The organism is Nocardia fodinahabitans, assembly GCF_052983615.1.
Map to the genome: position 1 here is coordinate 4,320,932 of NZ_JBRJJC010000001.1, position 26,546 is coordinate 4,347,477.

Sequence of the window (26,546 nt, forward strand, 5' to 3'; positions counted from 1 at the left end):
GTTCGGGTTCGGGGGAACGAGTGGCTCGGTATGGTCGGCGGGAATGGTTGTGGCCGGAAAGGTGGATGTGGTGGGGATCAAGCAGCGGGCCGTGGTGCAGATGAGCGCGGAGGAGATCGCGGCGTTTCTCGACCGGAGCCGGGTGCTCACGCTGGCCACGCTGAATGCCGACGGGAAGCCGCATCTGACGGCGATGTGGTTCGGGCACATCGACGGCGTCATCTACTTCGAGACCAAGTCGAAGTCGCAGAAGGCGGTCAACCTGCGGCGCGATCCCACGATCACGTGCATGGCCGAGGCGGGCGACACCTACGACCAGCTGCGCGGGGTCTCGATCGAGGGCACGGCGCACCTGATCGAGGACACCGAGGACGAGGAGTACTGGAAGGCGGGCATCGACATCTACGAGCGCTACGTCGGCCCGTACAGCCCCGAGGTCAGGCCGTTCGTCGAGGCCATGATGAACAACCGCGTCGTCGTGCGGGTCGAGCCGACGCGCGTGCGGTCCTGGGACCACCGCAAGCTGGGGTTGCCCGCGATGCCGCTGTCCGGCAGCACCGCGGAAGCGCTCTGATCACCCGGCGAGCAGCTCGCGCAGCGCCGCCGCACCGTCGAGGAGCGCGAGCGACCGCGAGGTGATCGTGGAATCCCTCGCGGCCAGCGCTTCTCGCACCTGCCCCGAGTGCCGCCGGAACTCCGGCATGACCGCGCGCACCTGCGCGATCCGGTAGCCCACCCGCCGCAACTGGTGGACGATCCGCGCGTCGCGAACCTGCGCGGGGGAGTAGTGCCGGGCCGCCGACGTGCGATCGGGCACCACCAAACCCTCTGCGTCCCAATGCCGCAACGTCGAGGTTCGCAATCCGAGGGCCGTGGCGAGCTCGGCGATACTCATCGCGTCGGAACCGCGCACCTCCGTGATCGGCTCGGCCGCGATGGCTTCGGCGGCCTGCCTGGCCAGCGCCAACTCGACGCGTTCGGTGTGCAGCGCGGCGTGTGCGGCGTCGAGCAGCGCCAGCGCCCGCGCCCGATCCCCGGCGTGCACGGTCCGGACGATCCGTTTGGCCTCGACCGGGCCGGCCCCCGCCGCGAGCGCTCGGTAGGCGAGCGCCGACCGCACATGAACCTCGCGATAGCTCCGGTGTCCGCCCGGTGACCGGTCGGCGGGCGGCAGCACACCGTCGCGTTCGAGATTGCGGATCTGCTGGACCGAGTACCCCGCGCGCCGGGCCACGTCGATTGTGCGGCCTACCGGCGAATTGAGGTTTGTCACCCGAAACTCCTCGTCATCGGCGGAAAAGTCCACACAAACACTTCAATGAGACGCTCGAACCATGACGATAGACGAGATCATCGAGTACGTGACCGGCCTCGGCGGCGTCCTGCACCTCGCGCCGGGCCCCGGCGGCGAATGGCCCGAGATCAGCTGGGGCGACTCCTTCTTCTACTACGCCCCCGACGGCGTCGTGCCGACCACCACCCAGCCCTTCGCCACCATCGTGACCAAGGACTACCCGGACGACCGGAACTCGCGCCTCGATCGACCGGATACCTTCCGCCTCAATATCTCCGCGGGCCGGGAGGCGTTCACCGCGTGGACCGAACACGAGGTGGACGCGAGCGCCGACGACACCGTGATCGCCCACCCGGTCTACGCCGCGGCCGACTGGCTCGCGGTCGTGAACCCCGGCGAGCGCACCGACACCGTCGTCCGGGATCTCCTGCGCACCGCCCACGAACGGGCACGAATCCGTGTCGAGCGGCGGACACGCTGAGAACGATGCTGTTCGTCACCGAGAATCGGTGTCAACATAGACCGGATGGACGCTTCAGCGCAGTCAGCTGCGGCTGAGGCGTCGATGCGAACGAGGTGGCACGTCTGATCGAGTCTCACCTCACCGGGTTCGGCGTCTCGGCGCGGTACCGTTCAGTGGTCAGTTCAGATGCGTTTCCGGGTGGGTTCCCGAAAGGGGATGGCATGACTGTCGACGATCGCTTGCTACGCACCGGCTCTCGGCTGAGAGGAACCAAGTGGTCCCTCGGCCCGGTCGAACTGACGACCGGCGGGCTCCTGCTGACCGCCTCGGGCCTGGCGCTGATCGGCCCGCTGATCGCCGCTCTGCTGATCCACCGCAGCGGCGCGCCCGGCGCCGACGGCGCCACGACGGCACCACTCATCCTGCTGACGGTCGCGATCGTCCTCGCGCTCTCGGCCGGTGTCGCACTGTTCGTGACGGCAAGGCGGCGTCGCTGATGGCCACCTCGAAGTCTCGAAGCGCCGCCGCGTTCTCCGCCGAGGAACGCGCCGCGATGAAGGAGCACGCGCAGGAGCTGAAGACCGCGGCCAAACGGGGCAAGACGTCGAAGGCCGACGGCGAAGCGGATCTGCTCGCCAAGATCGCCGAGATGGCCGAACCCGACCGCTCCATGGCGACCCGCATCCACGAGATCGTCATGGCCAACGCCCCCGAACTCACCCCCAGGACCTGGTACGGCCAGCCCGCCTGGGCCAAGGACGGCAAGGTCGTCTGCTTCTTCCAGGCCGCCGCCAAGTTCAAGACCCGCTACGCGACCCTGGGCTTCAGCGACACCGCCACCATCGACGACGGCACCATGTGGCCCACCGCCTTCGGCCTCACCGCGCTCACCGCCGCCGACGAAACCCGCATCGCGGCCCTGATCACGAAGGCCGTGAGCTGAGCGACTCGTGGTCGGCGAGGGAAGTCGGAGTACTCACGGCTCGCGCCGGTAGCAGCTGAATCAGCCTGCGGTAGCTGGGTTTTTGTCGGCGCCCGATGGCACGATGCCGGTGTGGGTGACTATTTCGAACGCATCGTCGACGTCGAGGTCGCCGCGGACGACGCGGCGGCACTGGCCGAGCAGACGGTCGACTGGATGGTGTCGCGCGGCTGGCTGCTGCGCGAGACAACGCGGGACACGATGTACAGCCTCCAGGTCGACGAAGGCTATCGGCCGGGCCCCGAATGGTCGCGGATCACCCAGGAGTGGGGCGCGGACTGGATGCCGGGTCCGGTCGCCGTCATCGTCGGCAGGTACGCCCACTTCCCCGGGCAGGGCGCCATCGAACCGTCGGCCACCGACTGCCCGCACTGTGGGGCCACCACCGTGATCAGCGACTACCCGCAGCGGTGGGAGGCGGACAAGACGGTCTGGCAGCCGTTCGCCGACGCGATCGACGCCTGGCGCGAGACCGGCGCCGGCGCGGCGACCTGTGTTTCCTGCGGAACCGCGAGTCAGGTCACCGCGTGGGAGTGGGCCGACGAATTCGCCCTCGGCGCCCTCGCTTTCGACTTCTGGGGCTGGCCGCCGCTCACCGAGGAGTTCGTCGCCGAGCTGGGTGCCCGACTCGGTCATCGAATCGGGCACCACACCGGCAAGTTCTGACGGCGCCGTCAGCTCTCGGACGCGCCGTCACCGGCGGACGCGGCGGGCACCGCCGCCGACGCTCCGAGCAGGGCGGGCATGCGATCGAAACCGTGCAGAGTCGACAGACCGCGACGGCGCGGTTCGCCGTCCAGCCGCAGGTCCGGGAAGCGTTCGAACAGGGCGGGCAGCGCGTTGATGCCCTCCAGCCTGGCCAGGCTCGCGCCGATGCAGGCGTGCACGCCGCTGCCGAACGCGAGGTGCTCCTTGGCGTTGGCGCGGGTGACGTCGAAGCGATGCGGATCGTCGAACTTCGCGGGGTCGCGGTTGGCGCCCGCCAGCGACATGATCACCGACTTGCCCGGCTGCAGGGGCGCGCCCGCCAGCTCCACCGGTTCCAGCACGCGGCGCGCGGTCAGCTGCACCGGCGGCTCGAATCGCAGGATCTCCTCGATCGCGTTGGGCCAGTGCTGCGGTTCGGCGCGCAGCAGTTCGAGCTGATCGGGATGGGCCAGCAGCAGCGGGATGGCGTTGCCGAGCAGGTTCATCGTGGTCTCGAAGCCCGCACCCATCAGCACATTCGCGCTGGCCATCAGCTCGGTGGTGTTCAGCTCGCCCGAGGTCACCAGGGTGCTGAAGATGTCGTCGCCGGGGTCGCGGCGCACCTTCTCGATGTGGTCGGCGAGGTAGGTCTTCATCGCCGCCGTCGCGGTCATCGCGCGCTGGTGGGTCTCCCAGGAGATGCCGACGTCGAGCAGCGGTGTGACCACCTCGCCCCAGGCGAGGAACATCTCGCGGTCGGAGTCCGGGAACCCGAGCATCTCGCCGATGACGGCCACCGGAACCTGCGCGGCGAATTCGCTGATCAGCTCGGCCGAGTCCTTCGCCGCCAGCGCGTCGAGCAGTTCGGTGGTGACCTCACGCACCCGGTCGCCCAGCCGGGCGACGGCGCGCGGCGTGAACGCCGAGGCGACCGGCTTGCGCAGCCGGCTGTGCTCGGGCGGGTCCATCATGAACATCGACGGCGCTTCGATCGGGTTGGGCGGCAACTCGATCGACTCGACGTAGCGTCGAATCGGTCCCGGCAGCATCGGATCGATCGGGGTCCGCACACCGAAACGCCGGTCGCGCAGGATCTCCTTGCACAGCCCGTGCTCGAAGACGGCGTACCCGGTCTTGACGGTCTGCACGCCGCCGTCGCCGCGCAGCTGATCGATCAGCGTGTACGGATCGTTGCGACCTTCGTCGCCGCTGAGCAACTGCGCGAACGTGTCGCCCTTGCGGTGCAGGGCCATCAACCCCAGCCGCGGCAACCCGTGCTCAGCCGCCCATCTGACCGCATACCCTACGTTCATCAATCCCTCGATCCATCGCAATGAACTCGCAACGCGACGTATCGACGCCCGAATTGCCGGATCGAACCCGCTCGGTCCCAACCCTTTTCAGCGCCACCGATGCCGAACGTCGCATGTTCAGCAGTCTTCCACGCTGGGTAATCCCGCGCACCGTTTGCTTCGCCCGGCTCAGGAACCTCTCGTCGACGAGCCCCCGGAACCTGGGTGCGTCAGCCTGAAATCCGGCGTGCGCATCATGGCGGCAAAGTTTGAATATGGTTCAGAAAATCCTTGACCGTGCTGCTCATGTCCGCCTACTCTCACAGTTACTGAATCTGATTCATAAACTGGAGGGTGGATGGGCGTCAATCGGCGTGGCGAAGCGTCGCGCGCGGCGCTGCTGGCGGCGGGCAAGGCCGCGTTCAGTAGTGACCGCTACGAGGAGGTCTCGATCGTGGACCTGGCGCGCTCGCTCGGCGTCGCCGCCGGTTCGATCAGCTACCACTTCGGCGGCAAGCGGGGCTTCTACCTCGCCGTTCTCGAACAGGCCGCCGAGGAGTTCTGGGGTGACCTGCTGGCGATGCGCGGCCCCGCGCTGGACCGGCTGACGCGCGGCATCGACCGGCTGCTCGACGAGGCCGAGCAACAGCCGCGAGCCTTCGAAGCGCTGTTCGCCGACGTGGCCGACGCTGAAGTGCGCCGGATTCGTGACCGCCACCAGATCCGCCTGACCGATGCCCTGGTCGTGGAGGTCACCGGGTCGGACTCCTCGCCGGTGTTGCGTGCCGCGATCAGCGGGTTCGTGTCGTTCATCGAGGGGCTGGTGCTGCATTGGACGCGCACCCGCGATATCAGCCGCGACCAGGTCAAAGACCTCGTCGTCGGCAGTATGTTCGGCACGGTGCTGGCCGCGCTGCGCACCGACCCGAGCATCGAGCTGACTCAGCGGGCCATCGACGCCGCGCTCTCCGATCCCCAAGCCGTGGCCTTCCTCGGCCCCCTGTCCACCGTGTCGAAGTCGACGGAGTGATCACCCATGTCTGAAGTGCTGCCCACCGGTCCCTCGCGGATCGTCGAGACGCCGCTCGCGCGAGCTGTCGCATGGGTCATCGGTCCCCGCGGGTTGCGCAGCCGAGCCGCCCTGCGTCGCGAGGTCGAGGGCAAGGTGGTCGTGATCACCGGGGCGTCGTTCGGTGTCGGTGCGGCAACCGCCAGGTGGTTCGCCGCCGCGGGTGCTCGCGTGGTCATCGCGGCCCGGTCGATGGATCGGCTGCTCGAGGTGGCCGAAGATATCAACGCCGCCGGCGGCGAGGCCTATCCGTACCGCCTCGATCTCACCGACGAACAGTCGATCGCGGAATTCGCCGCATCGGTGCGCTACGACCTGGGCGAGGTCGACGTGCTCATCCACAACGCGGGCAAGTCGCTGCGCCGTTCGATTCACCTGTCCTATGACCGGCCCAAGGACATCACCGCGACGTCCGGCGCCAACTACCTCGGGCCGATGCGGCTCACGCTGGCCCTGCTGCCGGGCATGCGGGCCCGCGGCAGCGGCCACATCGTGAACGTCTCCACCGTCGGGATCATGTTCCCCAACGCCCCCAAATGGGGCTTCTACCTGTCGTCGAAACTGGCCTTCGACTGGTGGATGCGTGCGGTCGGCGCCGAAGCCCGCGCTGACGGGGTCACCCTGACCACCTTCTACGGCGGTCTGCTGCATACCCGGATGAGCGCGCCGAGCCGCTGGATGCGCGTGCTGCCCGGTCAGACCCCGCAGGACGCGGCGAAGGTGCTGGCCAAGGCCGTCGTGAAGAAGCCGCGCACGATGACCCCGCTCTACGGTTTTCCCTCCGCGGTGATCGCCACCGTGTTCCGGCTGCCGCTGGAAGTGCTGATGGAACGGATCTTCCGCAACCTCGGTGACACCGAGGCCTCGCTGTCGCGGCTGCGGCCGCCGACCCAGGGCGAGCCGGGCATGTCGAATGTCACCGATTCCGCCGGTGGCGATCAGGAACAGGTGAGCACGAATGCCCGGTGAGCTGACCCAGGGTCTGCGCCAATGGGGTTCGGCGCTACCGGCGGTCGTTGCTTCGGGCATGCTCGCCCCGGTAGGCCCGCGCAGAGCCGCGGCCTTGGCGCGCGGCCTCTACCGGTTCGGGCCCACCCCGGCGATGTTGCTGGCGGCCAGCGCGATTCGTCACCCGGACAAGATCGCGATCATCGACGACTCCGGACAGCTGACCTATCGGCAGTTGCAGCAGCGCGCCGAAGCGATCGCCGCGGCGCTGTACGCCGCGAGCGCGACCCCGCCGGCATCGGTGGGCATCCTCTGCCGCAACCATCGCGGGTTCGCCGAAGCGATGGCCGCGGGTGCGCAACTGGGTGCGGAGCTGATCTTCATCAACACCGAGCTGCCAGCCCCGCAGCTGCAGGCCGTCCTGGCCCGGCACAACCCCGACGTGCTGATCTACGACGACGAGTACGACGCCACCGTCGCGAAGGCCGAATACCAGGGCCTGCGGGTGCTGGCGTGGCGCGAACCGCACGCCGACGACGCCGGACTGCCGACGCTGGACGATCTGGCTTCCCGCAGTCACCCGCGCCCGCCGCGCGTTCGCCACGCGGTCAAGATGACCCTGTTGACCTCGGGCACCACCGGGCTGGCCAAGGGCGTGCCGCGGGCGGTGAAGCCGACCGCGATCGTGGCGCTCACGCTGACCGCGATGGCGATCCTGCGGCTGCGGTCCACCGACCGGGTGCTGGTCGCGCCGCCGATGTTCCACGGCTTCGGACTGTTGTCGCTGCTCGGTCCGCTGGCCCTGGGCGCAACCGCGATCTGCCGCCGTCGCTTCGACGCCGCTACCGCGCTCGACGACATCACCCGTCATCGAGTCACCGTGGTGATGGCGGTGCCGGTCATGCTGCAACGGTTGCTCGCCGTGCCGGAACTCGCTGAAACTGCCTCGGCGCGTTCGGCATTGCGGATCATGGTCACCGGTGCCGCACCGATCTCACCGGCCACCATCGCGAACCTGATCGACGCCTTCGGGCCGATCCTGGTCAACGGGTACGGCTCGACCGAGGCGGGCCTGGTCACGATCGCCACTCCCGCCGACCTCGTCGCCGCGCCCGACACCATCGGCCGGGCCGCGCTCGGGGTGTCGGTCCGCGTCCTGCGCGGTGACCGCACCGAAGCCGCGCCGGGGGAGATCGGTGAGATCTTCGTGCGCAGCGGTCTGGAATACACCGGATACACCCCGGACCCCGCGGCGAAAGTCTCGGCCAAGGAGGTCGTCGACGGGCATGTCTGCACCGGCGACATGGGCCATTTCGATGCGCAGCGCAGGTTGTTCATCGACGGCCGTGCCGACGACATGATCGTCTCCGGCGGAGAGAACATCTTCCCCGGCGAGGTCGAAGACCGCCTCGCCACCCACTCCGACATCACCGACGCGGTCGTGATCGGCGTTCCGGATCCCGAATTCGGGCAAGTCCTCAACGCCTTCATCGTGCTCGGACCCGATGCGGTCGCGCCGGGTGCGGACGCGCTCAAACAGTTCGTGCGCGATGGGCTCGAGCGCTACAAGGTGCCCAAGCGGTTCGTCGTGCTCGACGAGATCCCGCGAAACGCCAGCGGCAAGGTCCTGCGGGCAAAATTGCAGGCCCCGGCCGGGTCCTGAAGGGTTGCGTGCGCACCTGCGGCTGAACAGCGAGGTCGCCGATTCGATATTCGCCGGCCGCTGCTGGACCGTCACCATCGCGGTGAGCCGACAGCTAACTGCCACCCGGATCGGCCGGGAGAGACAACTTCATCAGAGCTCCCGAAACCGTGGCAGCTTGCTGCCAGATCGTCGAATGTGCCTACTCCCATCGGGATAGAACAGAGCTCGACAGTTGTCCGGAATCAGGGGAGTCGGCCGTGGATTTCACACCCAACGAAGTTCTGCGAGAGATCGCGGATCTCACCGCGCAGGTACTCGGCAAGACGGTCGTTCCGGCACAGGCCGAATCGGATTCGAGCCCAGACTACGACACGCAGGCTTGGGCCGGTCTGGCGAAGGCGGGTCTGCTGTCGCTGGCGGTGCCGGCTGAACTGGGTGGCGACGGACTAGGTGTCGCCGAGGTCGCGGCCGTCTTGCACGAGGTCGCGGCCAGTGGTGCCCGGTTGCCGGCACTTGCGACTCTGGTGCTGGGCGTACTTCCGCTGTGTGCGCACGGAACGGCGGAGCAGCAGGCCGAGTTGTTGCCGGCGGTCGCTGCGGGAACAAGCCTGATCACCGGCGCGCCCAGCGAGCTCGGGGACGCGCTCACCGGCACGCCGGGCTGTGTGGCGGTGCGCGCCTCGGCGGGCTGGGAGCTGAACGGACGCAAGATCGCGGTCCCGTACGCGGCGCAGGCGCAGCGAATCCTGGTGCCGGCCCGGACTGCGGACGGTGACGCGGTATTCCTCGTCGACCCGGCAGCATCCGGCGTCACCTCGACTCCCACCTCGAGTGCGACCGGGCAGCCCGAGTTCACCATGAACCTCTCCGGCGTTCACCTACCGGACTCAGCGGTGCTCGGGGCGGATTTCAGTGGGTCGGCGGTGGCCTCGCTCAGGTCATTCGCGCTTGTGGGCGCGACCGTGCTCGGCGACGGTGCGCTGGCAGGAGCGCTGGCCTTGACCACCGAACACGTCCGGACCCGGCACCAGTTCGGCAAGCCACTGGCGAGCTTTCAGGCGGTGTCGCAGCAGATCGCCGACGTCTACATCGCGGCACGGACCCTGCATCTGGCGACCGTCGCGGCCGTGTGGGACCTGTCCGAAGGACGGGATGCGTCGCAGAGCTCGGCGCTGGCCGGATACTGGCTCGCGACAGAGGCACAGTCGGCGGTGCGAACGTGTCATCACCTGCACGGCGGCATCGGCGCGGACATCACCTACCCGCTGCACCGGCACTATTCGACGATCAAGGACATGACCCGGTTCCTGGGTGGCCGGCAGCACCTGCGGGAGACCCTTGGCGTCGAACCACTGGAGATCGCCGCCGCAGAGCCCACCGGCGAAGGCGAGTTCATCGCCCTCACACCGGCACAGAATGCCCTCCAGAACGAGCTGCGGCCTACTTCGAGGACCTGCTGACCAACGACGAGCGCGCGATTACGACCATCGATCGGCACGGGCCGGTGTACCGCGACGTGGTCCGTCGGATGGGCCGCGACGGCCGGTTGGGCGTCGGGTGGCCCACCGAGTACGGCGGCCGCGGATTCGGCCCGATCGAGCAGCACATCTTCGTGAACGAGGCGCACCGGGCGGACGTGCAGCTGCCCTCGGTGACGTTGCAGACCGTCGGGCCCACCCTGCATGCCTTCGGAACCGACGAGCAGAAGAACTTCTTCCTGCCGAAGATCCTGGCCGGTGAGCTGCATTTCGCGATCGGCTATTCGGAACCCGATAACGGCACCGATCTCGCGTCGCTGCGCACCACCGCCGTGCGCGACGGCAATCACTTCATCGTCAACGGCCAGAAGACTTTCACCACCGGCGGCCATGCCGCGGACTACATCTGGCTGGCGGTTCGCACCGACCCGGACGCCCCCAAGCACCGGGGCATCTCGATCCTCATCGTCGACACCCGGGATCCCGGTTTCAGCTGGACCCCGATCATCACCGCCGACGGTGCCCATCACGTTGACGCCACCTACTACTCCGATGTTCGAGTGCCGGCGAATATGCTTGTCGGCGAGGAGAACCGGGGCTGGCAGCTGATCGTCACCCAGCTCAACCACGAGCGGGTCATGCTGGGTCCGGCCGGGCGGATCGGCGGACTGTACGACCAGGTCTATGGCTGGGCCCAGGCGCAAGGCTTGCTCAACGCGCCCGACGTCCACACCGCACTCGTCGAGGCCCGCGCGACCGAGCGAATCAACGAACTGCTCAATTGGCAGGTGGCCACGGCCGAGTCCGGTGGGCAGGCCGTGGTCGCCGACGCCTCGGCGACCACGGTGTTCGGATCTGAACGTATACAGCAGCTGTACGAGCAGATGGACGAACTGCTCGCCAGGCACGGTGACCTGACCGAACCGGCGACCGCGGCTCTGGCCGCGTGGCTGAACGTGCAGGCGAAGCGCAACCTCGTCCTCACCTTCGGCGGCGGTGTGAACGAGATCCAGCGCGAGCTGATCGCAGCCAACGGTCTCGGGCTGCCGCGGGTGCCTCGCTGATCGTCATCGCCACCCCATCGGCGCACGCCGTCTGGTTACTCCGGTGGCGACTGCTTCGCCGACGTCTCGAGGAGGCCGAGCTCCGCCGCGCGAGCGCCGACCTGGAATCTGGTGGTGACTCCGAGGCGGACCATGAGATCGGCGACGTGGCGACGATAGGTGCGTAACGAGACGCCGAGTCGCCGCGCGGCCAGCTCGTCCTTCAGCCCGAGATCGAGTGCACGTAGTACGGCCAGCGCTATCTGATCGAAGTCCGCTCGCTGCCCGGCAAGGTAGGTCGTCAGCTCCGGAGCCGACTCCCAGAGCGCCGTAGCGAGTTGATGTAGCACCCGGAGCAGATTCGGATCGCTGATGACGAAGCCGTAGGGTCGTTGCTCGCCGGTTCCGCCCCATACTGCGGCCACCCGCCGGTCGACGATAACCATGTTGTGGAAGTCCGCATCGGAAACCCTGATCAGGTCATGCAATTCGGGGAGCTGCCGCAACGAGTCGTAGTCGCGAGTCTCGGCGTAGTGCTGGGTGTAGAGCAGGCGCACGTCTTTCCCGGCCGCGAGCAGTTCGGCGACGAGCTGTCCACCCGGCCGATAGTGCGGCTGAATGCGCAACGGACTCCCGACCGTCAGCAGCACTTCGCGGCGAACACGTTGCAAAAGTTGTTGGAGATTGGTTTCCCATCCCTCTCCGGGCCGGAGCCGGACGACTTCCCCGGAGTCGCCACGGATGGTGTGATGCTCGGCTATCGCATGATCGAGCAATCGGCGAGATTCCGCCAGTAGCCAGCCGACGTCGAGCGCTCCTCGACTGTCTGATTGTGCACTTATCTCCCTGTGCAACAGACCGTCTGGATGCAATCTCTGTTCCCCCATGATTCTGATGCTTACAGAAACCAGACTTACCAGTGTTGGGCGAGGTGTCAAACCTGGCCGTCCGCGGACCGCGCTTGCGTCAAATGGTGGCACTTTGCTGCCAACCGGCACGGCAGGTTCCTGCTGCTCAGCAACCTTCACCATGCGGTGAAACGTGTTCTATTTTCGTAAGAGATCAGGCTTCCGAGACCTAGGACCACGATGCACATCGACTTCACCGACGCGCAGCAGCAGCTGCGCAAGCAGCTGCGCTCCTACTTCGCCGATCTGATGACGGCGGAAATCCGCGAAGCCCTGGCCGGCCCTGGCGGTGAGTACGGCGACCCCGAAGCGTACAAGCAAGTCGTTCGCACCCTCGGCCACGACGGCTGGCTGACCCTGGGCTGGCCGGAGGAATTCGGTGGCCAGAACCGCCCCGCCATCGATCAGCTGATCTTCAACGACGAAGCGGCTGCCGCGGGTGTGCCCTTCCCGTTCCTCACCGTGACTACGGTCGGCCCGACCATCATGCGTTTCGGCACCGCCGAGCAGAAAGCGTTCTTCCTTCCCCGCATCGCCAAGGGCGAATTGCACTTCTCCATCGGGTATTCCGAATCCGAGGCGGGAACCGACCTGGCGTCGCTGCGCACGCGGGCGGTGCGCGACAGGGACGAGTTCGTGATCAACGGCGAGAAGGCCTGGACCAGCCTGATCGAATACGCCGACTACATCTGGCTCGCTGCCCGCACCGATCCGGAGGCGATCAGGCATCGCGGCCTGTCCATCCTGATCGTGCCGACCACGGCGAAGGGCTTCTCCTGGAGCAAGATTCACACCATGGCTGGTCCAGGTACCAGTGCGACATCCTTCAAGGATGTGCGGGTGCCCGCCGGCAATGTCGTCGGCGAACTGGGGGCCGGTTGGCCGTTGATCACCAATCAGCTCAACCACGAGCGGGTGGCGCTGACTTCTGCCGCGCCACTGCAGGAATCGTTGCGCCAGGTGTGGGAATGGGCTGAGACTGCGATGCGCGCCGACGGCACCCGCGTCATCGACAGCGAATGGGCACGACTTCATCTCGCTCGCGTGCACGCCCACATCGAGTACCTGAAGCTGCGCAACTGGCGCATCGCCTGGGGCGCCGATTCCGGCGTCCTGCACCCCGCGGATGCCTCGGCAACCAAGGTGTTCGGCAACACGACCTCTCCGGGCTGGCCCGCACCGTACTCACCGATTGGTCCGCCGAGAACACACCGGACGGGACCGGGATCGACCACGAACTGTGGTCGACCCTGGCCCGGGCGGAACGCACCGACGACGGGTGGCGGATCCGTGGCTCGCACAGCGCAGTTCCCGCCGGCGCGTTCGCGGACGCCTTCCTGGTCGAAGCGGTTACCGCGGACGGCCCGGCGCTACTGATCCTCGACCGCGACACCGCGGGCCTGCGGATCACCGGACAGCATGTGGTCGATGGCTCTGATGCCGCGCTGCTGGAACTCGACGCGGTGGTCGGTGCGAATCACATGATCGGCGCGCCGGGAGGCTGCACCGTGGCGTGGGCGCATCGCCGCGCGACCATCGCAACCTGCGCCTACCAGCTGGGAGTCGTAGAACGCGGTCTGGAGCTCACCGGCGAATATGCCCTGACCCGGAAGCAATTCGACAAACCGATCGGTGCTTTCCAGGCGGTCCGGCAGCGGTTGGCCGATGCCTACCTCGATGTCGAGGGAGTGCGCCTGACCCTGTGGCAGGCGGCCTGGCGGGAATCCGAGGGTCTGCCGGCCGACGCCGAGGTCGCGACCGCCAAGTTCTGGGCGGCCGAGGCCGGACATCGGGTCGCCCACACCATGGTTCATATCCATGCCAGCATCGGCATCTTCCTCGATTACCCGGTACACCGGTACTTCGTGGCGGCCAAGCGCGCCGAGTTCCTGTACGGCGGGGCCACAGAACAACTTCGCGCCTTGGCCCAAGCGCTGGGGTCGCAGAAGATGATGGGCCAGCCGTAGGCGACGACTTTCCCAATCGCTGGACCGATCTCATGGGTCAGGTCATCGAATTCCCGGACCCGGCGATTCCTGTACGGGGTTCTCACGTTGCCAGTCCGGGATAGCGGGGGGAACCTTACCGGCGTCCAGGATCGGCTGATGTACACGGCAGTAGGCTGCGATGGCTATGAGCATGCGCACCTCCGATCGGAACGACCTGCCGGATGAGCCGCCGATCCGGCGGGTCTTCCGGGAAGTCATCGCCGACCGTTTGCCAGACCCGCGACCGCCGCAGGCCGCGATGTTGTTCCAGTCCTCGGTCGACCCGTTCTGGACGGACGACAAGTTCTTCCTCGGAGACTTCTACAACGAGATCCTCCATCAGGACACCTGCCAGCCTGGTACCGCCGACGGCGTCCCGCTGCTGGCGGCCCTGGCCGCCGATGACCGGGTGCCACCGCACCAGCGTTTCCGGGCGGTCGGTCTGCTGTTCAGCATCGCCACTGTCGCGGACCGCCACCTGGCCGACTGCTGGCCCGACACGCACCGGTATGCAGATCCCGGGAGCGAGGACCGAGCCCGCGAGGCGGTCCGGTCCTGCACACCGGACCTGCTCGCCCGGTGGGCATCCGAATGTCCGGCAGTCCGGCTGGCACTCGCGGGCCTCGCCGTGGTTTTTCCTACTGCCCGCACGCTGCCCGCCCTGACCCCCCGACTCCAGGGCTTCATCGAGCAGCACCCACGGGGCACCGACATCGGAGACTACGTGCGTTTCATTCTGGTCCTGGCCGCCGGGAACGACGAGCAGACCCTTGCGACCGTCGATTCACTCACCGCCGCCCACTGGACGGGCACATCCCGCGTAGTGCCGACACCAGCCCGAACTCTCCATTTGCTCGGCCAGATGTTAGACCGGGTAGGAATGGGTCTCACACGATCACACCCGGGACAATAACGTGACGATGGTCGTGAGAAATGGTGTGAATGCCGGCGTTCACGAACTACGAGCACGCTAGCGGGCGCGCGTTCGCTTGTCGCAGCCAGAAGTACTGCCCTACATCCACAACTGCCACGTGCTTCGAAGCGATCTGCAGCCCGGCAACGCCGAGGACGAGTGACAGCCCGGTGAGATATGCAAATTTTTGTGCCCTCGGCGGGGCACATCCAAGATGGGAACGCGGACGACCTGCGATTTTCGCGCGGTCAGTTGATTATCGAAGCCGACTTGGGGCTGTAGATGGACCACCTGGCGGCAGGTTTCTGGTTCGAGTCCAGATGGGTGAGCATAAACACCAGGTCAGGCGCGGTAGACGCGCCTGCCGAAGCTACTGAATGCACGCAGCCGTGTACGCCTCGACTTTGGAGCGGATCTGAGGTGGACGGTCAGGCGGTCGGGGCGTTGTTCGCATCGATGTTCTCGACGAATCGTTCGACGCTGTCGAGCGCGCTTCGTGCCTCCGACAGCCGTGGGTAACCCATCTGGAATACATGGAACATCCCGGGCCACAGTTCGAGTTCGCATCGCCCGCCTGTCGCGCGCAGTGCCGCGGCAAAGTGTTGGGAGTCCGAGGCGAGAACCTCGCTGCCGCCGGCCTGTAACAGCATCGGCGGCAGGTCGGGTCCGACCGTTGCGAGGACATCCAGGCGCGGATCGCTGAAGTCGGTGTCCACGAAATAGGTTTGGGTGATCCGTCGGCCGGTGTTGGCGGAGATGAACTGGTCCCACACGTGTGTGTTGTGTGCCGTTGCGAGCTGCCAGGTCGGGTCGACGACGCTGGAGAATCCGATCAACGCCGCAGGTTGGTCGACCCCGAGTTCGCGGAGTTGGCCACACAGGCCCAGGGCGAGGTGGCCGCCGGCCGAATCGCCCATCACGATGATGTCGCTGGCTGTGTGCCCTTGGTCGATCAGCCACAGGTAGCCATTGAGGATGTCGTCGTGGGCGGCGGGAAAGCGGTATTTCGGTGCTCGCCGATAGCGGACGGCGTAGGCGGGTCGGCGCAATCGGCGTGATAGTTCCGACACCAGGCCGCGGTGGGTCCAGGGGCTGCAACTGATGTATCCGCTGCCGTGGATGTAATAGATCACCCGGGCGCCGGGCTCTGCCTGCCCGCCGACCCATTCTCCGATGGTCCGTCCCCGGGGTCCTGGGGCATCGACTTTCATGGATGGGAGCATCGGAGCGAACCACATCCGACAGGCCACGACCTGCGTGAAGCGGTAGCCGAGCACACCGAGCGGCGTATGCAGCGGCAGGAGCCACAGGGTGGGTCGAACGAAGATTCGCGACGCCCAGATGGTCAGCCACGCGGCAAAGGAGCGCGCCGCCGTGGTCACAGGATCATCGCAGCGACCGCTTGCCGGGTGCGCTGTGCTGTTTCCGCTCGGCCTGGCGGAGGCGGCGACCGGGTCGGGTGTGTTCATGGGGTTCCTCGAGATCAGGGTGCAGAAGGAGGTCCGCCCGCACCGGCGGTGTGCGGGTGCGGGCGGCCGGTCGCCGGTGCTCGGCAGGGGTTCGAGCCTGCTTACCGGGTGGGGACGGTGATGGTGCCGTAGTCCAGGCCGCCGTGGCTGAAGGTCGGCACGACCGGCCACTGTCGTTTCCAGTTCACGCATTCGGAGGACGGGATGATCTGGCGCCACTGTGGGTTGCGTGGTGACGGGCTGGCGAGGGTCTTCTCCTTCACCATGGAGTCGTACTGGTCGAGGGAGTCTTCGAGGGTGTTGGCGTTGAGCACGACCTCGCGGCCGTAGAACTGCGCGGTGCGGCGCACGCCGGGGATCTTCGACAGTTCGGGTTGCCAGCTGTCGGCGGCCATCCCGTTCTCCGAGGACACCCACACCCCGTCGGGGGTATTGACGACCAGGGAATGGTTGCCGTCGGTGTGGCCGGGTGTCCACAGCAGGCTGACCCCGACCCCGAGTTCGACATCACCGTCGAAGACTTCGAGCCGGTCGGCGGGAACCCCGTTCATCCCCCCGTCGACATACCAGGCCCACTGCATGGGGTGCATGGACTCGAAGGTCCCCAGTTCCCGGCGGTGCACGAGCAGCTTGGCGTTGGGGAACAAGGGCTTGCGCGGTTCAGCCTCGCCGTCGATGGGCTCGCTGCTGCCCACGATCATGCGCGGATCCTGGACGTGGAGGTGATCGAAGCTGATGTAGTCCACATCGTCGTTGGTCAACCCCAGGCGCGGCAGCACCTGATCGGGGTCGTTGTAGTACTTGACGAACAGCGATTCCAGGCCGACACGGCGGCTGAAGCGCTGCAACTGGCCGTAGAACGGGGCTTCCGCGGACCCGGCGGCCACAGTCGGTTCCCACACCAGGGTCTTGAGTTCGCCGTCGAAGCCCTCGAACTGAATCACGAACATGCGGTTGATGATCGAGATGAAGGGGTTGAGGTTGACCGAGTAGTTCTGGAACGCGTACTGCGCCGGATACGGCGCCGCGGCGATGTCGAAACTCTTGACCGCTCGCACCTGCCCCTGGCGCAGAAACCGTTCCCGGTAACTCAGTGCCGCTTCGCGAACGGCGTCGAGCCGGCGGCCTCGGGGCCAGATGTCGTGGACGCCGGAGAACTCCGGGATCGGGCGAACGGCGGCGGATTCGATGGCGGTCATCAGGATTCCTTCGGGTCGGTGGTCTCGGTCAGGGCGCGGCGTTCGTAGCCTGCGCGGGTGTTGGAATCCCGTGTTGCCTTGGCTTGGTTGGGCACTGTGTGGCGCAATACCAGATCTCGGATCGACTGCGGCAGCACAGCGGCGATGCGGACCAGCAGACCGATCGGGGCCGGGAGAAAGACCTCGAAACGGGGACGGCGCAAGACCTCGACAACGGCGGCAGCGACGTCACCTGGCTGCAACAGCGAGGTCGCGCCGCTGTCGGTGCCGATCGCAAGTTCGGTGTCGACAACGCCAGGCATGATCACCGAGATCTCGACGCCGCTGCCGCGCAGTTCCTCGCGCACGCCGGTGAGGTAGCCCAGGACAGCGTGTTTGGTCGCGGCGTAGGTGGATTCTCCGGGCGGGGCCAGTTTGGAGGCGGCCGAGGCGATGGTGACGATGTGACCGCGGCCGCGCTCGCGCATGGGCGGTGCGACCAAGCGCACGCCTCGGATCACGCCGTGCAGATTCACCGCGAGCATGCGCTCGGTCGCGGTCTCGGGTTCGTTGTCGAAACGCCCGACCCACATGACACCGGCGTTGTTGACCAATACGTCGAGTGGACCCCACAACGCGGTGACTTCAGCGAGGAACCGGCGGAAGGACCCGGTGTCGGTCACGTCGAGACCGAACGCGTGCACCTGTCCCGGCAGCGCTTGGGCGGTGGCCTCGGCGGCCTGGATGTCGCGGTCGCCGATCACTACCCAGGCACCGGCCTCGGCGAGCTGGCGGGCGATCTCGCGCCCGATGCCCTGCGCGCCGCCGGTGACGGCCACGATGCGCCCGGCCAGCGTTGTTTCCCTCATAGCCTGATGCCTTCCTTGCATCGGTTCGACACAGCGGTCAATGTTGGGCAATCGCGATTGTCAGAAATTGTTCGGCTAGTATTGCACTCCGTCGGCAGGAAGGAAAGGCTCAAATGACCCGCCCGGGACCCTCCGGCCCAACACCCTCCGGTCGCAAGTACTCCGGTGTCGCACCGGAGGAGCGAGTACGGCAGCGCCGCGCGGCCATCCTCGAGTCCGCTTTGGAGCAGTACGGCACGACCGGCTACGCGGCCGCGTCGATCAAGCAGATCTGCCGCGGCGCCGGCGTCACCGAGCGGTACTTCTACGAGTCGTTCTCCAATCAGGAGTTCTGCCTGGCCGCCCTCTACGACAACCTGGCCGAGGCGATGCGCGCGGAGACCGTCACCGCGCTCGAGCAGGCCGATTCCGATCTCGACGCCCTCACCGCTGCCGGACTCGTAGCCTTCATCGGCTACCTGACCCGCGACCCGCGGCGCGCGCGGGTCGTGCTCATCGAGGTCGTCGGGGTGTCCCCGGACATGGAACAGCGTCGCCATCGGGTTCTGCGCGATTTCGTCGACACCGTGATGGCCGTCTGGGCGAAAGAGAGCCCTCGCCCGCTGACGCGAGGCCAGCGGTTGACCGCGACCGCACTGGTCGGCGGTGTCAACCACCTGCTGGTCGACTGGTTGATGGACGGTTGCCATGACGACCCCGCCGACCTGGTGACGGCGTGTGTGGACCTGTTCGCCGCCGCCCGCGCGCACTGGAACACCACCGCCTCGTCCTCATAGCTGCCCGCGAACCGCCATATCGTCGCGGCACGACGGCGTTATCGACTTCGGCGAGATCGGACGATCGAGCCCGGCCGGGCGGGTCTGCCGTGGTGTCCGAGTGGGAAGCCGGTACTTTGATGTGCCCTTCCGAGGGACACCGGTGGCTACTTCGTCGCCGAGGCGGATGCCGGGCCACTGTAATGGGGTGCGATGACGCGTCCTGTCGGTTCGGGATTGCCCCGCTCAGCGGTCGCAGGTGCTCGTCTGGGGGATGTCCGCGAGTCGTTCGGTCATCCAGTCCAGAGCGCGGGCGGCGGCCACAGGGTAGGCCAGGACGTGGATGGCGCCGGTTCCGGGCAGGATCGCCGGTACCTCGGTGGCCTTGTCGAGGTGGACGGCGACGCCATTGGCACACCCAGTCGGTAGCGAGCTGCTCCACAGACTGGTGCGGCACGATATCGTCGGCGGCGTTGGACACCATCAGTACAGGCGCGCTCGGGGTGAGAGCGCCGATGTTTTGTTGAGCGAGCAGCTCACGCAGGACCGGATTGCCGGTGATGGCTGACGATATCGTCTCGCCGGTGCGTGTCCAGGCGCGCGAGTCGAGCAGGCCGTTACGGGCGATGATTTCGGTGTAGCACTGGGTTACTGATTCTTGCAGCCAGGTCTGCCCGGCCGGGCTCAGGATGCCCTGGATCTCGGGTCCGGCCTGCGGATAGTCTGCGGCGAGGCCGTCGAGTGCCCAGGCGGTGTATCCCTTGTCGATGGTCGCGTCCACGGCGCTGATCAGCTGCAGCGGGTTTCCGACCGGCGCGCCGGCGTAGGTACCGCGTACGTCCAGTTCGGGGGCGTATTCCGGTTGTAATTCGGCGGCCGCGGCTGCGGCGCCACCGCCTTGGGAGTATCCCCAGATCGCGATGGGCGCGGTGGGAGTGATCGTGGTGAGGGGCAGATTCTTGGCGGCGCGCGCGGCATCGAGAACCGCGTGTGCGGAGGCTTCGCGGTTGAGCCAGTCGTGCACGCCGGGGGTGCCGAGGCCGTGGTAGTCGGTGACCACGACCGCGAAGCCGCGGGCGGCGAGCAGCTCGATTGTGGGCATGTCGCAGCCGGCGGTGAGCCCGAGCGGTGGGGTCTAGCCCAGGATCGGTCCGGCTGTGTTCGAGGGCGCGCACGCCTCGCCTTGGCCCTGGGTGCCCACAGCCAGGGTGATCAGCGGCCGCTCTCCTGGCCCGGTCCAGGCGGTGGTGGGATCGAGGTAGAAGCCGCTGACTGCGATCGGGTTGCCGGGGGTGTCGTTGCTGCGGTACAGGATCCGTGTCGCGTGACCCGGAAACGGCGCATCGGTGCCGGGAACCGACAAAGCCAAAGGCAGTGGTTCGGTGTGAAGCGCATCTCCCGGGGCCGTGGCGGTCAGTTCGGCGGGCGCGTTGTAGAAGTCTTCCAGGGCGGCGTTCGCCGGTGGTGTCTGAACTCCGCACAGCAAGGCGGCGAACGCCGCGAACGCCGTCGCCTTGGTTCGAGTGTGCTTGGGGCGTGCTTGTCCTGGCGCAGGCTGCGCCGACGGGTGTGTGCAGGGAGATCGATATCGGCAGGCTCCGTCGTTGGGTGGTGGGCGAATGCGTGGTGGCGGTCGAGCAGGAGGTCTTGCTGCGCGTCGTTCTGTTCCAGGCGGGCGCGCCGTCCGGGCTGGGTGATTACCTGGCTTTCAGCAACTGTCCGGCGCGCACGGTGGTGCCGAATCCTTCGGCGAAGTGACCGAATCGAGGGCATGAATTTGCGGATGTGTACTCGTTCGAGCATCCGGATCCCTAAGTTGTAGAAGGCGATATTGTGCAGGTGGGCACCCGAATCGGCGAACCCGACCTCTACAGCCATCGACGTGAGACACGCCCTAAACTGAGAAGGTCAGCAGTCCTGGGTTGAGATAGTCGCTCGGATCCGACATGAAGCGAAGCTCGGGCGGGGAGGCCAGACGCGCGAGCTCGACGCGCAACGGCGCCTCGTAGGTCTCTCCTCGTGCGCTGACGCCGGGCACGAAGTTGTCGTGATGTCCCGGTACGAACACCCGTGCATCGACCGCTTCTATGTACTCCCGTGGATCACGCAGGCCGTTGGTGAATTGGCCGAAACCCTGGATCGCCCCCAGATGCACATCCGTGGGCGGCAATTCGTGCAGCTGGGCCAAGACCTGCGGAGCTCGTTCGCCCAACGGCCCTGCGGTGTCGTGCCAGAGGACAGCGAAACCGGGTGTACGGAACTGGTAGAGGATGCTCCCACCTTCGGCGTCGAACAGATGACGCGCCAAGTCGATCGCATCGTCTGGTTGGGGTGGATGCGCGACGATGTCGCTCGTGTCGGGTGTGGGGAAGAACGGGACCGAACCTTCTTGGCCTCCCTCGGGCGCGGTAGGCGTGGAGTGCAGATGTCGGATCGCGGTGACCGAGACATCACCCACCTCGAAGTCTCGGCGATCACCAACCGCGGTCGTGCCATCACCCAGTTCGACGTAGCGCACCGTCGAGGTGGGTACCGATTGTCGAACCGCCGCACAATGTTCGGTGCTGCCGAATATCGCAGCACCCGAAGCCTCGGCGATGCGTCCGGCGTCGGCCGCGTGGTCGAAATGACCGTGACCGATGAAGATCGCGTCGGGGCGTAGGGCTGCGACTTCGCCGGGATCGGTCGGGACATAACCCGAGACCGTGCCGCGTGGAATCCACGCGTCGAGCAAAAACACCGCGCCGCACATCGCCATCGCATAGGTGGTGCAGCCGAGCCAACTGATCACAACACGGTCGGCTCGAACGGCGCCGGTGCCGGAGTCGACGTTGCTCGTCCCGAAGAACCGCCGCCTGACGTCGATCGTTCGTTGATCCAACGTGGGCAGCGGGTTCGCGGATGCTTGGTGAAGGCTCCCGAACGCGGCTGCCATGCCGGTCCCTACGAGACCGCCCAGCACTGTTCGCCGCGTCAGCGCACTGCTCGTGTTCATCATCTGCTTTCTGCCGAAATCGGGTCGGTGGTCGTCGGGTCGACCGGGAATACTTCGGAGCCGCCGCGGGTGACCGCATAGCCGAACGCGGTGGCTAAGGCGTACATCAGGATCGAGTACACAGCACTGGGTATCGCTACTTCCGTACTGCCGAGCACGCTGATCGCGATTGTCAGCGCCACCGTTGTGTTATGGACGCCGACCTCCATCGAGGTGGCGATCGCTTGTGGCCGGCCGAGCTTCAGCATGCGGGCTCCCGCATAGCCGAGCGCGAGGCTCGACAGGCAGAACAGGCCGGTGACCAGTCCGACCTGGCGCGCGTATTCGGCCACATTGTCTCGCTCGGACGCCAAGGCGCCGATCGAAACGAACGCAAGCACCACAATCGAGAAGATCCGCACCGGGCGGTCGGCGCGTGCGGCGAATGTCGAGGTGAACCTCCGCACGATCATGCCCACAGCGACCGGTATCAGAACTATCGCGATGACCTGCAGCACTTTTCCGAACTGCAGGCCGACGTCGCCGGCCACGCCGAAGTACGCGATCGCGAAGTTGGTGATGATCGGGATGGTCACCACCGCCAAGATCGAGTTGATAGCGGTGAGGGTGATATTGAGTGCGACGTCTCCCCGGAACAGGTGGCTGAACAGGTTGGCGGTCGTGCCGCCGGGTGAGGCGGCCAGCAACATCACTCCGACCGCGAGCAGCGGGTCGAGGCCGAAGATCGTGACCAGTCCGAACGCGATGGCGGGTAGGACGAATATCTGCAGCACCAGGGCGACCAGTACCGCCTTGGGCTCACGCCCAATTCGGCGAAAGTCGCCGATGGTCAGCGTCAGACCCAAACCGAACATGATGATCGCGAGAGCGATCGGTAGTCCGACGGTGATCAAGCCGGATGAGTTCATCGACCGCACCCACTTCGGCGCAGCGGCGTAGCTTCGCGCTCAGCCATCTGTCTGCTTACCGTTGCATGGAATACCACGGGACTTCACCTAGATCTTTCGTCGGTGGATGCAGTGCACGGTTGTACGCACTGAGAGGGAAAAGATCACCGCAGTGGCGCAAACGGATCGCACCACGTCGTCGCCGGTGCCATGGCGATCTCGACGCCATCTTTCTCGGCGCGATCGCGCAAGAAACGGACGGTGGATCGGAAGTTGTCGAACAGGCGCGGCATCGGTCGCATCGGTTCGGTCAGCGGCCGCCAGAATCGGTCCCAGTGCACCGGTACCACGCGGCGGGCACCGACGGCGACGACGGTTTCGTCCCAGTAACGGCGACGAAACGCGGCATCCTGGCGACCCAGTGCGCCGACACCGAGGAAGATCACGTCCGCCTGCAGCCCCGCGAGGCAATCCGGGCGGTAGCCCGCGCTGCCGTGCACGATCACGTTTCCGGCCGGGTGCGCGAAATGCACCGAATAGGTTTCGCCCGTGCGGAACTGGCGGGCCCGCGCGGGCGGGGTGAGCGGCCCGGATATCTCCCCCGGGCACCGGTCACCGGGACTGTGTTCGCTCTCTCGGACGGAGATGGTGAAATCGCCGTAGCTACGGGGTTTTTCAGGTCTGGCCAGCCGGTAGCGGCGCAGGTCGAAGTCATATCCTCGCGCGATCTCGCGGGTGGAGTGCGAGCCGATCAGGTCAGCGTCGAGTGTGGTGGCGACGGCCGGTGCGTCGAGCGCATGGTCGTAGTGGGAATGGGTCACCACTACCGACGACGCTTCGGTCAGGCCGAGGTCGGCGAGGGTGGCCGTGATGGCGGGCCGATCCGGGTGCAGTGCGCCGCCGAGTGCCACCCGGCCGAAGCGTGGTCTGCTGATGAATCCGTCGGTGAGCACCGTGGTGCGGTGATCGCGCAGCACCACGCTGGACGTGCCGAGGAACGCGCACTGCAGCGTGCTCGCGTGCGTGGTCGCGGCGAGCTGCGGAAATTGATCCAGCATCGTGTCTGCTATCCCTGCCGTGCGTCGGTGGGTAGGGGTGGGATCAGTAGTGAGCGGGCTCCTCGCGTCTTTCGACCTGGTGCCACCGCGCTGCTCCTGTCGTCGACATCGGTGAGACCTGCGTCTCAGTTCGATACATTATCGTACTGAGTACGAAAGTGTATCTAAATTCCGCTAGGCTCTCCCCATGGCTGATGCGACGAATCCGGTGAAGCGCCGACGTGGTGTGACCCGTCAGCGACTCCTCGACGCAGCGCTGGAGGTATTCGCGGAGCGCGGTTTCGGAAACAGCAGCGTCGAGCATGTGTGCGAGCGTGCAGGATTCACGCGAGGAGCCTTCTATTCGAACTTCTCGTCGATGGAGGAACTGTTCCTGGCGATGTGGGAGCAACGTTCGACGCAGATGCTGGGCGACGTCGGTGCGCTGCTCTCCCCGGGTGAGCAGCCGCGGCTGGGCTCACTCGACGACGTCGTCGAATACGTGTTGGCGATGGTGCCCATCGACGACCGGTGGTACCGGGTCAGCTCCGAGTTCACCGCGCACGCACTGCGCAATCCCTCGCTCAAGCGCGTGATAGCCGCACGCGAAGCCGCCATTCTCGACACACTGATGCCGCTGCTGGACCGCCTGTTGGCCCAACTCGGGCTCGAGATCACCGACCGCGCGGCACTGGGACCGGCTCTGGTCGCAGTGCACGACGGAACACAGGTCCAGTGCCTGATCGAAGACGATGCCGAGGCTGCCTGCGCCCGGCGGGCCATGTTGTTCACAGCTGTCGTGGCGCACTTCACCACCCGCGTTGTGCCGCCCAGAGAGGACCTGTCCTGATGAGCGCTACCTTCGAACCCGATGTCGTTGTGGTCGGGGCAGGGTTGGCCGGTCTGGTCGCCACTCACGAGCTGGCCAAAGCCGGGCGGCGAGTGCTGGTGATCGACCAGGAGAATCGTAAGAACCTCGGTGGGCAGGCGTTTTGGTCACTGGGTGGCCTGTTCTTCGTTGACAGTCCCGAGCAGAAGCGTATGGGTATCAAGGACTCGTATGATCTGGCGCTGCAGGACTGGCTGGGATCGGCGGCATTCGACCGCCTCGACAGCGAGGACCGGTGGCCACGTCGATGGGCGCAGGCCTACGTCCGGTTCGCCGCCACCGAAAAGCGGCAGTATCTGCGCGATCTCGGCCTGCGTGTCTTGCCGTTCGTCGGCTGGGCCGAACGTGGGTCGGGTTCGGCTGCGGGCCATGGCAATTCGGTGCCACGGTTTCACCTCACCTGGGGCACCGGCCCCGAGGTGGTGCGAGTCTTCGCCGAACCTGTCGAGCGCGCCGAGACCGCCGGGTTGGTGCGGTTCGCGTTTCGCCACCGCGTCGACGAGCTACTCATCGAGGACGGAATCTGTACCGGCGTCCGCGGCAGCGTGCTCGAGGATACCGACCTCGACCGCGGAATCGCGTCGTCGCGCACCACGATCGGCGAATTCGAGCACCGGGCGGCGGCGGTGATCGTCACCTCCGGCGGAATCGGACACAACCACGCCCTGATCCGCGAGAACTGGCCGACGGACCGACTCGGTCCCGCTCCACGGCATCTGATCTCCGGCGTGCCCGCGCATGTCGATGGCCGGATGCTCGCCATCAGCGAGCAGGCCGGGGCGAACCTCGTCAACCGTGATCGGTTGTGGGCCTACACCGAGGGCATCCACAACTGGGACCCGATCTGGCCCGACCACGCAATTCGGATCATTCCCGGCCCGTCCTCATTGTGGTTCGACGCGCAAGGGCAGCGGATGCCCGCACCGCACTTCCCCGGCTTCGACAGCCTCGCCACGATGAAGCAGATCCTGGCCACCGGCTACGACTACTCCTGGTTCATCCTCACCCAGACCATCATCGAGAAAGAGTTCGCGCTGTCGGGGTCGGAGCAGAATCCCGACATCACCGGCAAGGATATACGCGCGGTGCTCGCCAGTCGGCTGGCCAAGGGCGCACCGGGGCCCGTCGAAAAGTTCAAACAGCACGGCGAGGACTTCGTCGTCGCGCCGAACCTGGCCGAACTCGTCGCCGGGATGAACAAGATCAGCCGCGGGCCACAGCTGAATGTCGACGACATCGAGGCACAGATCGTGGCGCGCGACCGCGAACTCGACAACCCGTTCGGCAAAGACATTCAGCTGATGGCGGTTCAGAATGCGCGCCGCTCACGTGGGGATCGGATCACCCGTGTCGCCGCACCGCACCGCATCCTCGATCCCGCCCATGGCCCGCTGATCGCGGTCCGCTTGAACATCTTGACCCGAAAGACGCTGGGCGGCTTGGAAACCAATCTGGACAGCCAGGTCATGCGACCAGATGGCACCCCGTTTTCGGGGCTGTACGCCGCGGGCGAGGTCGCGGGCTTCGGCGGCGGTGGCGTCCACGGCTACAACGCCCTGGAGGGGACGTTTCTGGGCGGGTGCATCTTCTCCGGTCGAGCCGCCGGCCTCGCACTCGCCAAGCGATCGTGATGAATCCGGCGAAACTCGACCCACGAATGCGACACGGAATCGGCGCGCTTGTGCGCACCGCCGCAGGGGCTGCGCATGTGCACGTCGACGGGTCCGACAACAAGATCGCGACGATGCCATCACCAT

25 protein-coding genes and 3 pseudogenes are annotated in these 26,546 nt (G+C 66.6%); 17 read left to right on the forward strand and 11 right to left on the reverse strand.

From position 1 onward, the window contains the following. Positions 1-70 precede the first annotated feature (70 nt). Positions 71-574 carry a pyridoxamine 5'-phosphate oxidase family protein gene (locus tag NV348_RS20190; protein WP_447151102.1) on the forward strand — a complete coding sequence of 168 codons (504 nt, stop codon included), beginning with the start codon at positions 71-73 and terminating at the stop codon, positions 572-574. Here the strand turns inward: NV348_RS20190 and NV348_RS20195 are convergent, their stop codons facing one another. After that, on the reverse strand, positions 575-1,273 hold the full coding sequence (locus NV348_RS20195) for a MerR family transcriptional regulator (protein WP_447148299.1): 699 nt from the start codon (positions 1,271-1,273) through the stop codon (positions 575-577). A 61-nt stretch (positions 1,274-1,334) separates the two neighbouring features. On the opposite strand from NV348_RS20195, the gene NV348_RS20200 reads away from it, so the two are divergent. The 4 genes from NV348_RS20200 to NV348_RS20215 all read left to right on the forward strand — a co-directional run bounded on the left by NV348_RS20200 (position 1,335) and on the right by NV348_RS20215 (position 3,405). After that, a complete protein-coding gene (locus NV348_RS20200; RefSeq protein WP_447148300.1) occupies positions 1,335-1,775 on the forward strand; it encodes a DUF6194 family protein in 441 nt (146 codons plus the stop codon). A gap of 203 nt (positions 1,776-1,978) precedes the next feature. Beyond that, positions 1,979-2,254, forward strand: coding sequence for a hypothetical protein (locus NV348_RS20205; RefSeq protein ID WP_447148301.1), 276 nt, complete (start codon positions 1,979-1,981; stop codon positions 2,252-2,254). Continuing rightward, on the forward strand, positions 2,254-2,700 hold the full coding sequence (locus NV348_RS20210; RefSeq protein ID WP_447148302.1) for an iron chaperone: 447 nt from the start codon (positions 2,254-2,256) through the stop codon (positions 2,698-2,700). Before NV348_RS20205 ends, NV348_RS20210 begins: the two co-directional genes overlap by 1 nt. A gap of 111 nt (positions 2,701-2,811) precedes the next feature. Beyond that, positions 2,812-3,405, forward strand: coding sequence for a hypothetical protein (locus NV348_RS20215; protein ID WP_447148303.1), 594 nt, complete (start codon positions 2,812-2,814; stop codon positions 3,403-3,405). Between the two features lie 8 nt (positions 3,406-3,413). On the opposite strand, the gene NV348_RS20220 is transcribed toward NV348_RS20215, so the two are convergent. Beyond that, positions 3,414-4,739, reverse strand: coding sequence for a cytochrome P450 (locus tag NV348_RS20220; protein ID WP_447148304.1), 1,326 nt, complete (start codon positions 4,737-4,739; stop codon positions 3,414-3,416). A 337-nt stretch (positions 4,740-5,076) separates the two neighbouring features. On the opposite strand from NV348_RS20220, the gene NV348_RS20225 reads away from it, so the two are divergent. From NV348_RS20225 to NV348_RS20245, 5 genes and pseudogenes are all read left to right on the forward strand, one after another. After that, positions 5,077-5,748: a TetR/AcrR family transcriptional regulator gene (locus tag NV348_RS20225; protein WP_447148305.1), complete on the forward strand. Its 672-nt coding sequence runs from the start codon at positions 5,077-5,079 to the stop codon at positions 5,746-5,748. Positions 5,749-5,754: 6 nt separating this feature from the next. Next, positions 5,755-6,756, forward strand: coding sequence for an SDR family NAD(P)-dependent oxidoreductase (locus tag NV348_RS20230; protein ID WP_447148306.1), 1,002 nt, complete (start codon positions 5,755-5,757; stop codon positions 6,754-6,756). Further along, positions 6,746-8,398 (forward strand): AMP-binding protein, encoded by a 1,653-nt coding sequence (locus NV348_RS20235; protein WP_447148307.1) that lies wholly within the window; start codon positions 6,746-6,748, stop codon positions 8,396-8,398. The genes NV348_RS20230 and NV348_RS20235 overlap by 11 nt, the downstream gene beginning before the upstream one ends. 239 nt (positions 8,399-8,637) lie before the next feature. Further along, positions 8,638-9,654 (forward strand): annotated as a pseudogene (locus NV348_RS20240) (acyl-CoA dehydrogenase family protein); the annotation flags it as partial. An 84-nt stretch (positions 9,655-9,738) separates the two neighbouring features. Further along, a pseudogene (locus tag NV348_RS20245) lies at positions 9,739-10,922 on the forward strand (acyl-CoA dehydrogenase family protein). A 35-nt stretch (positions 10,923-10,957) separates the two neighbouring features. On the opposite strand, the gene NV348_RS20250 reads toward NV348_RS20245, so the two are convergent. Then, positions 10,958-11,932 carry a hypothetical protein gene (locus NV348_RS20250; RefSeq protein ID WP_447148308.1) on the reverse strand — a complete coding sequence of 325 codons (975 nt, stop codon included), beginning with the start codon at positions 11,930-11,932 and terminating at the stop codon, positions 10,958-10,960. Between the two features lie 57 nt (positions 11,933-11,989). Here NV348_RS20250 and NV348_RS20255 point away from each other — a divergent pair, with 57 nt between their 5' ends. The 3 genes from NV348_RS20255 to NV348_RS20265 all read left to right on the forward strand — a co-directional run bounded on the left by NV348_RS20255 (position 11,990) and on the right by NV348_RS20265 (position 14,710). Continuing rightward, complete coding sequence (locus tag NV348_RS20255) at positions 11,990-13,186, forward strand: acyl-CoA dehydrogenase family protein (protein WP_447148309.1); 1,197 nt, start codon at positions 11,990-11,992, stop codon at positions 13,184-13,186. A 104-nt stretch (positions 13,187-13,290) separates the two neighbouring features. Then, complete coding sequence (locus NV348_RS20260) at positions 13,291-13,776, forward strand: acyl-CoA dehydrogenase family protein (RefSeq protein ID WP_447148310.1); 486 nt, start codon at positions 13,291-13,293, stop codon at positions 13,774-13,776. 166 nt (positions 13,777-13,942) lie between these two features. Next, positions 13,943-14,710 carry a hypothetical protein gene (locus NV348_RS20265; RefSeq protein ID WP_447148311.1) on the forward strand — a complete coding sequence of 256 codons (768 nt, stop codon included), beginning with the start codon at positions 13,943-13,945 and terminating at the stop codon, positions 14,708-14,710. 428 nt (positions 14,711-15,138) lie between these two features. Here NV348_RS20265 and NV348_RS20270 read toward each other — a convergent pair whose 3' ends face one another. The 3 genes from NV348_RS20270 to NV348_RS20280 all read right to left on the reverse strand — a co-directional run bounded on the left by NV348_RS20270 (position 15,139) and on the right by NV348_RS20280 (position 18,226). Then, the gene (locus tag NV348_RS20270; protein ID WP_447148312.1) at positions 15,139-16,179 is read right to left on the reverse strand and encodes an alpha/beta hydrolase; all 1,041 of its coding nucleotides are present in this window, start codon (positions 16,177-16,179) and stop codon (positions 15,139-15,141) included. A gap of 101 nt (positions 16,180-16,280) precedes the next feature. Beyond that, positions 16,281-17,378 carry an MBL fold metallo-hydrolase gene (locus NV348_RS20275; protein WP_447148313.1) on the reverse strand — a complete coding sequence of 366 codons (1,098 nt, stop codon included), beginning with the start codon at positions 17,376-17,378 and terminating at the stop codon, positions 16,281-16,283. Further along, the gene (locus tag NV348_RS20280) at positions 17,378-18,226 is read right to left on the reverse strand and encodes an SDR family oxidoreductase (protein ID WP_447148314.1); all 849 of its coding nucleotides are present in this window, start codon (positions 18,224-18,226) and stop codon (positions 17,378-17,380) included. The genes NV348_RS20275 and NV348_RS20280 overlap by 1 nt, the downstream gene beginning before the upstream one ends. 113 nt (positions 18,227-18,339) lie before the next feature. On the opposite strand from NV348_RS20280, the gene NV348_RS20285 reads away from it, so the two are divergent. Further along, on the forward strand, positions 18,340-19,002 hold the full coding sequence (locus NV348_RS20285) for a TetR/AcrR family transcriptional regulator (protein WP_357915575.1): 663 nt from the start codon (positions 18,340-18,342) through the stop codon (positions 19,000-19,002). Positions 19,003-19,408: 406 nt separating this feature from the next. On the opposite strand, the pseudogene NV348_RS20290 reads toward NV348_RS20285, so the two are convergent. Both NV348_RS20290 and NV348_RS20295 read right to left on the reverse strand, forming a co-directional pair. Next, positions 19,409-20,089, reverse strand: a pseudogene (locus NV348_RS20290) (alpha/beta fold hydrolase); the annotation flags it as partial. A gap of 27 nt (positions 20,090-20,116) precedes the next feature. Then, positions 20,117-20,467, reverse strand: coding sequence for a hypothetical protein (locus tag NV348_RS20295; protein WP_447148315.1), 351 nt, complete (start codon positions 20,465-20,467; stop codon positions 20,117-20,119). A gap of 50 nt (positions 20,468-20,517) precedes the next feature. On the opposite strand from NV348_RS20295, the gene NV348_RS20300 reads away from it, so the two are divergent. After that, on the forward strand, positions 20,518-20,739 hold the full coding sequence (locus tag NV348_RS20300) for a hypothetical protein (protein ID WP_447148316.1): 222 nt from the start codon (positions 20,518-20,520) through the stop codon (positions 20,737-20,739). A 136-nt stretch (positions 20,740-20,875) separates the two neighbouring features. Here NV348_RS20300 and NV348_RS20305 read toward each other — a convergent pair whose 3' ends face one another. From NV348_RS20305 to NV348_RS20315, 3 genes are all read right to left on the reverse strand, one after another. Next, positions 20,876-21,916 (reverse strand): MBL fold metallo-hydrolase, encoded by a 1,041-nt coding sequence (locus tag NV348_RS20305; RefSeq protein ID WP_447148317.1) that lies wholly within the window; start codon positions 21,914-21,916, stop codon positions 20,876-20,878. 59 nt (positions 21,917-21,975) lie between these two features. Continuing rightward, a complete protein-coding gene (locus tag NV348_RS20310) occupies positions 21,976-22,884 on the reverse strand; it encodes a bile acid:sodium symporter family protein (RefSeq protein WP_447148318.1) in 909 nt (302 codons plus the stop codon). Positions 22,885-23,027: 143 nt separating this feature from the next. After that, positions 23,028-23,921 (reverse strand): MBL fold metallo-hydrolase, encoded by an 894-nt coding sequence (locus tag NV348_RS20315; RefSeq protein ID WP_447148319.1) that lies wholly within the window; start codon positions 23,919-23,921, stop codon positions 23,028-23,030. A gap of 187 nt (positions 23,922-24,108) precedes the next feature. Here NV348_RS20315 and NV348_RS20320 point away from each other — a divergent pair, with 187 nt between their 5' ends. Together NV348_RS20320 and NV348_RS20325 are read left to right on the forward strand one after the other, a co-directional pair. After that, on the forward strand, positions 24,109-24,750 hold the full coding sequence (locus NV348_RS20320; protein WP_447148320.1) for a TetR/AcrR family transcriptional regulator: 642 nt from the start codon (positions 24,109-24,111) through the stop codon (positions 24,748-24,750). Next, a complete protein-coding gene (locus tag NV348_RS20325; protein WP_447148321.1) occupies positions 24,750-26,420 on the forward strand; it encodes an FAD-binding dehydrogenase in 1,671 nt (556 codons plus the stop codon). The genes NV348_RS20320 and NV348_RS20325 overlap by 1 nt, the downstream gene beginning before the upstream one ends. Positions 26,421-26,546: the final 126 nt, after the last annotated feature.

Bases quoted from the DNA above. Each gene is read 5' to 3' on its own strand.
- NV348_RS20200 (WP_447148300.1), top strand. From the start codon at position 1,335: ATGACGATAGACGAGATCATCGAGTACGTGACCGGCCTCGGCGGCGTC.
- NV348_RS20205 (WP_447148301.1), top strand. From the start codon at position 1,979: ATGACTGTCGACGATCGCTTGCTACGCACCGGCTCTCGGCTGAGAGGA.
- NV348_RS20210 (WP_447148302.1), top strand. From the start codon at position 2,254: ATGGCCACCTCGAAGTCTCGAAGCGCCGCCGCGTTCTCCGCCGAGGAA.
- NV348_RS20220 (WP_447148304.1), bottom strand. From the start codon at position 4,739: ATGAACGTAGGGTATGCGGTCAGATGGGCGGCTGAGCACGGGTTGCCG.
- NV348_RS20225 (WP_447148305.1), top strand. From the start codon at position 5,077: ATGGGCGTCAATCGGCGTGGCGAAGCGTCGCGCGCGGCGCTGCTGGCG.
- NV348_RS20230 (WP_447148306.1), top strand. From the start codon at position 5,755: ATGTCTGAAGTGCTGCCCACCGGTCCCTCGCGGATCGTCGAGACGCCG.
- NV348_RS20235 (WP_447148307.1), top strand. From the start codon at position 6,746: ATGCCCGGTGAGCTGACCCAGGGTCTGCGCCAATGGGGTTCGGCGCTA.
- NV348_RS20250 (WP_447148308.1), bottom strand. From the start codon at position 11,932: ATGGTGAAGGTTGCTGAGCAGCAGGAACCTGCCGTGCCGGTTGGCAGC.
- NV348_RS20255 (WP_447148309.1), top strand. From the start codon at position 11,990: ATGCACATCGACTTCACCGACGCGCAGCAGCAGCTGCGCAAGCAGCTG.
- NV348_RS20260 (WP_447148310.1), top strand. From the start codon at position 13,291: ATGATCGGCGCGCCGGGAGGCTGCACCGTGGCGTGGGCGCATCGCCGC.
- NV348_RS20265 (WP_447148311.1), top strand. From the start codon at position 13,943: ATGAGCATGCGCACCTCCGATCGGAACGACCTGCCGGATGAGCCGCCG.
- NV348_RS20270 (WP_447148312.1), bottom strand. From the start codon at position 16,179: ATGAACACACCCGACCCGGTCGCCGCCTCCGCCAGGCCGAGCGGAAAC.
- NV348_RS20275 (WP_447148313.1), bottom strand. From the start codon at position 17,378: ATGACCGCCATCGAATCCGCCGCCGTTCGCCCGATCCCGGAGTTCTCC.
- NV348_RS20280 (WP_447148314.1), bottom strand. From the start codon at position 18,226: ATGAGGGAAACAACGCTGGCCGGGCGCATCGTGGCCGTCACCGGCGGC.
- NV348_RS20285 (WP_357915575.1), top strand. From the start codon at position 18,340: ATGACCCGCCCGGGACCCTCCGGCCCAACACCCTCCGGTCGCAAGTAC.
- NV348_RS20305 (WP_447148317.1), bottom strand. From the start codon at position 21,916: ATGGCAGCCGCGTTCGGGAGCCTTCACCAAGCATCCGCGAACCCGCTG.
- NV348_RS20310 (WP_447148318.1), bottom strand. From the start codon at position 22,884: ATGAACTCATCCGGCTTGATCACCGTCGGACTACCGATCGCTCTCGCG.
- NV348_RS20315 (WP_447148319.1), bottom strand. From the start codon at position 23,921: ATGCTGGATCAATTTCCGCAGCTCGCCGCGACCACGCACGCGAGCACG.
- NV348_RS20320 (WP_447148320.1), top strand. From the start codon at position 24,109: ATGGCTGATGCGACGAATCCGGTGAAGCGCCGACGTGGTGTGACCCGT.
- NV348_RS20325 (WP_447148321.1), top strand. From the start codon at position 24,750: ATGAGCGCTACCTTCGAACCCGATGTCGTTGTGGTCGGGGCAGGGTTG.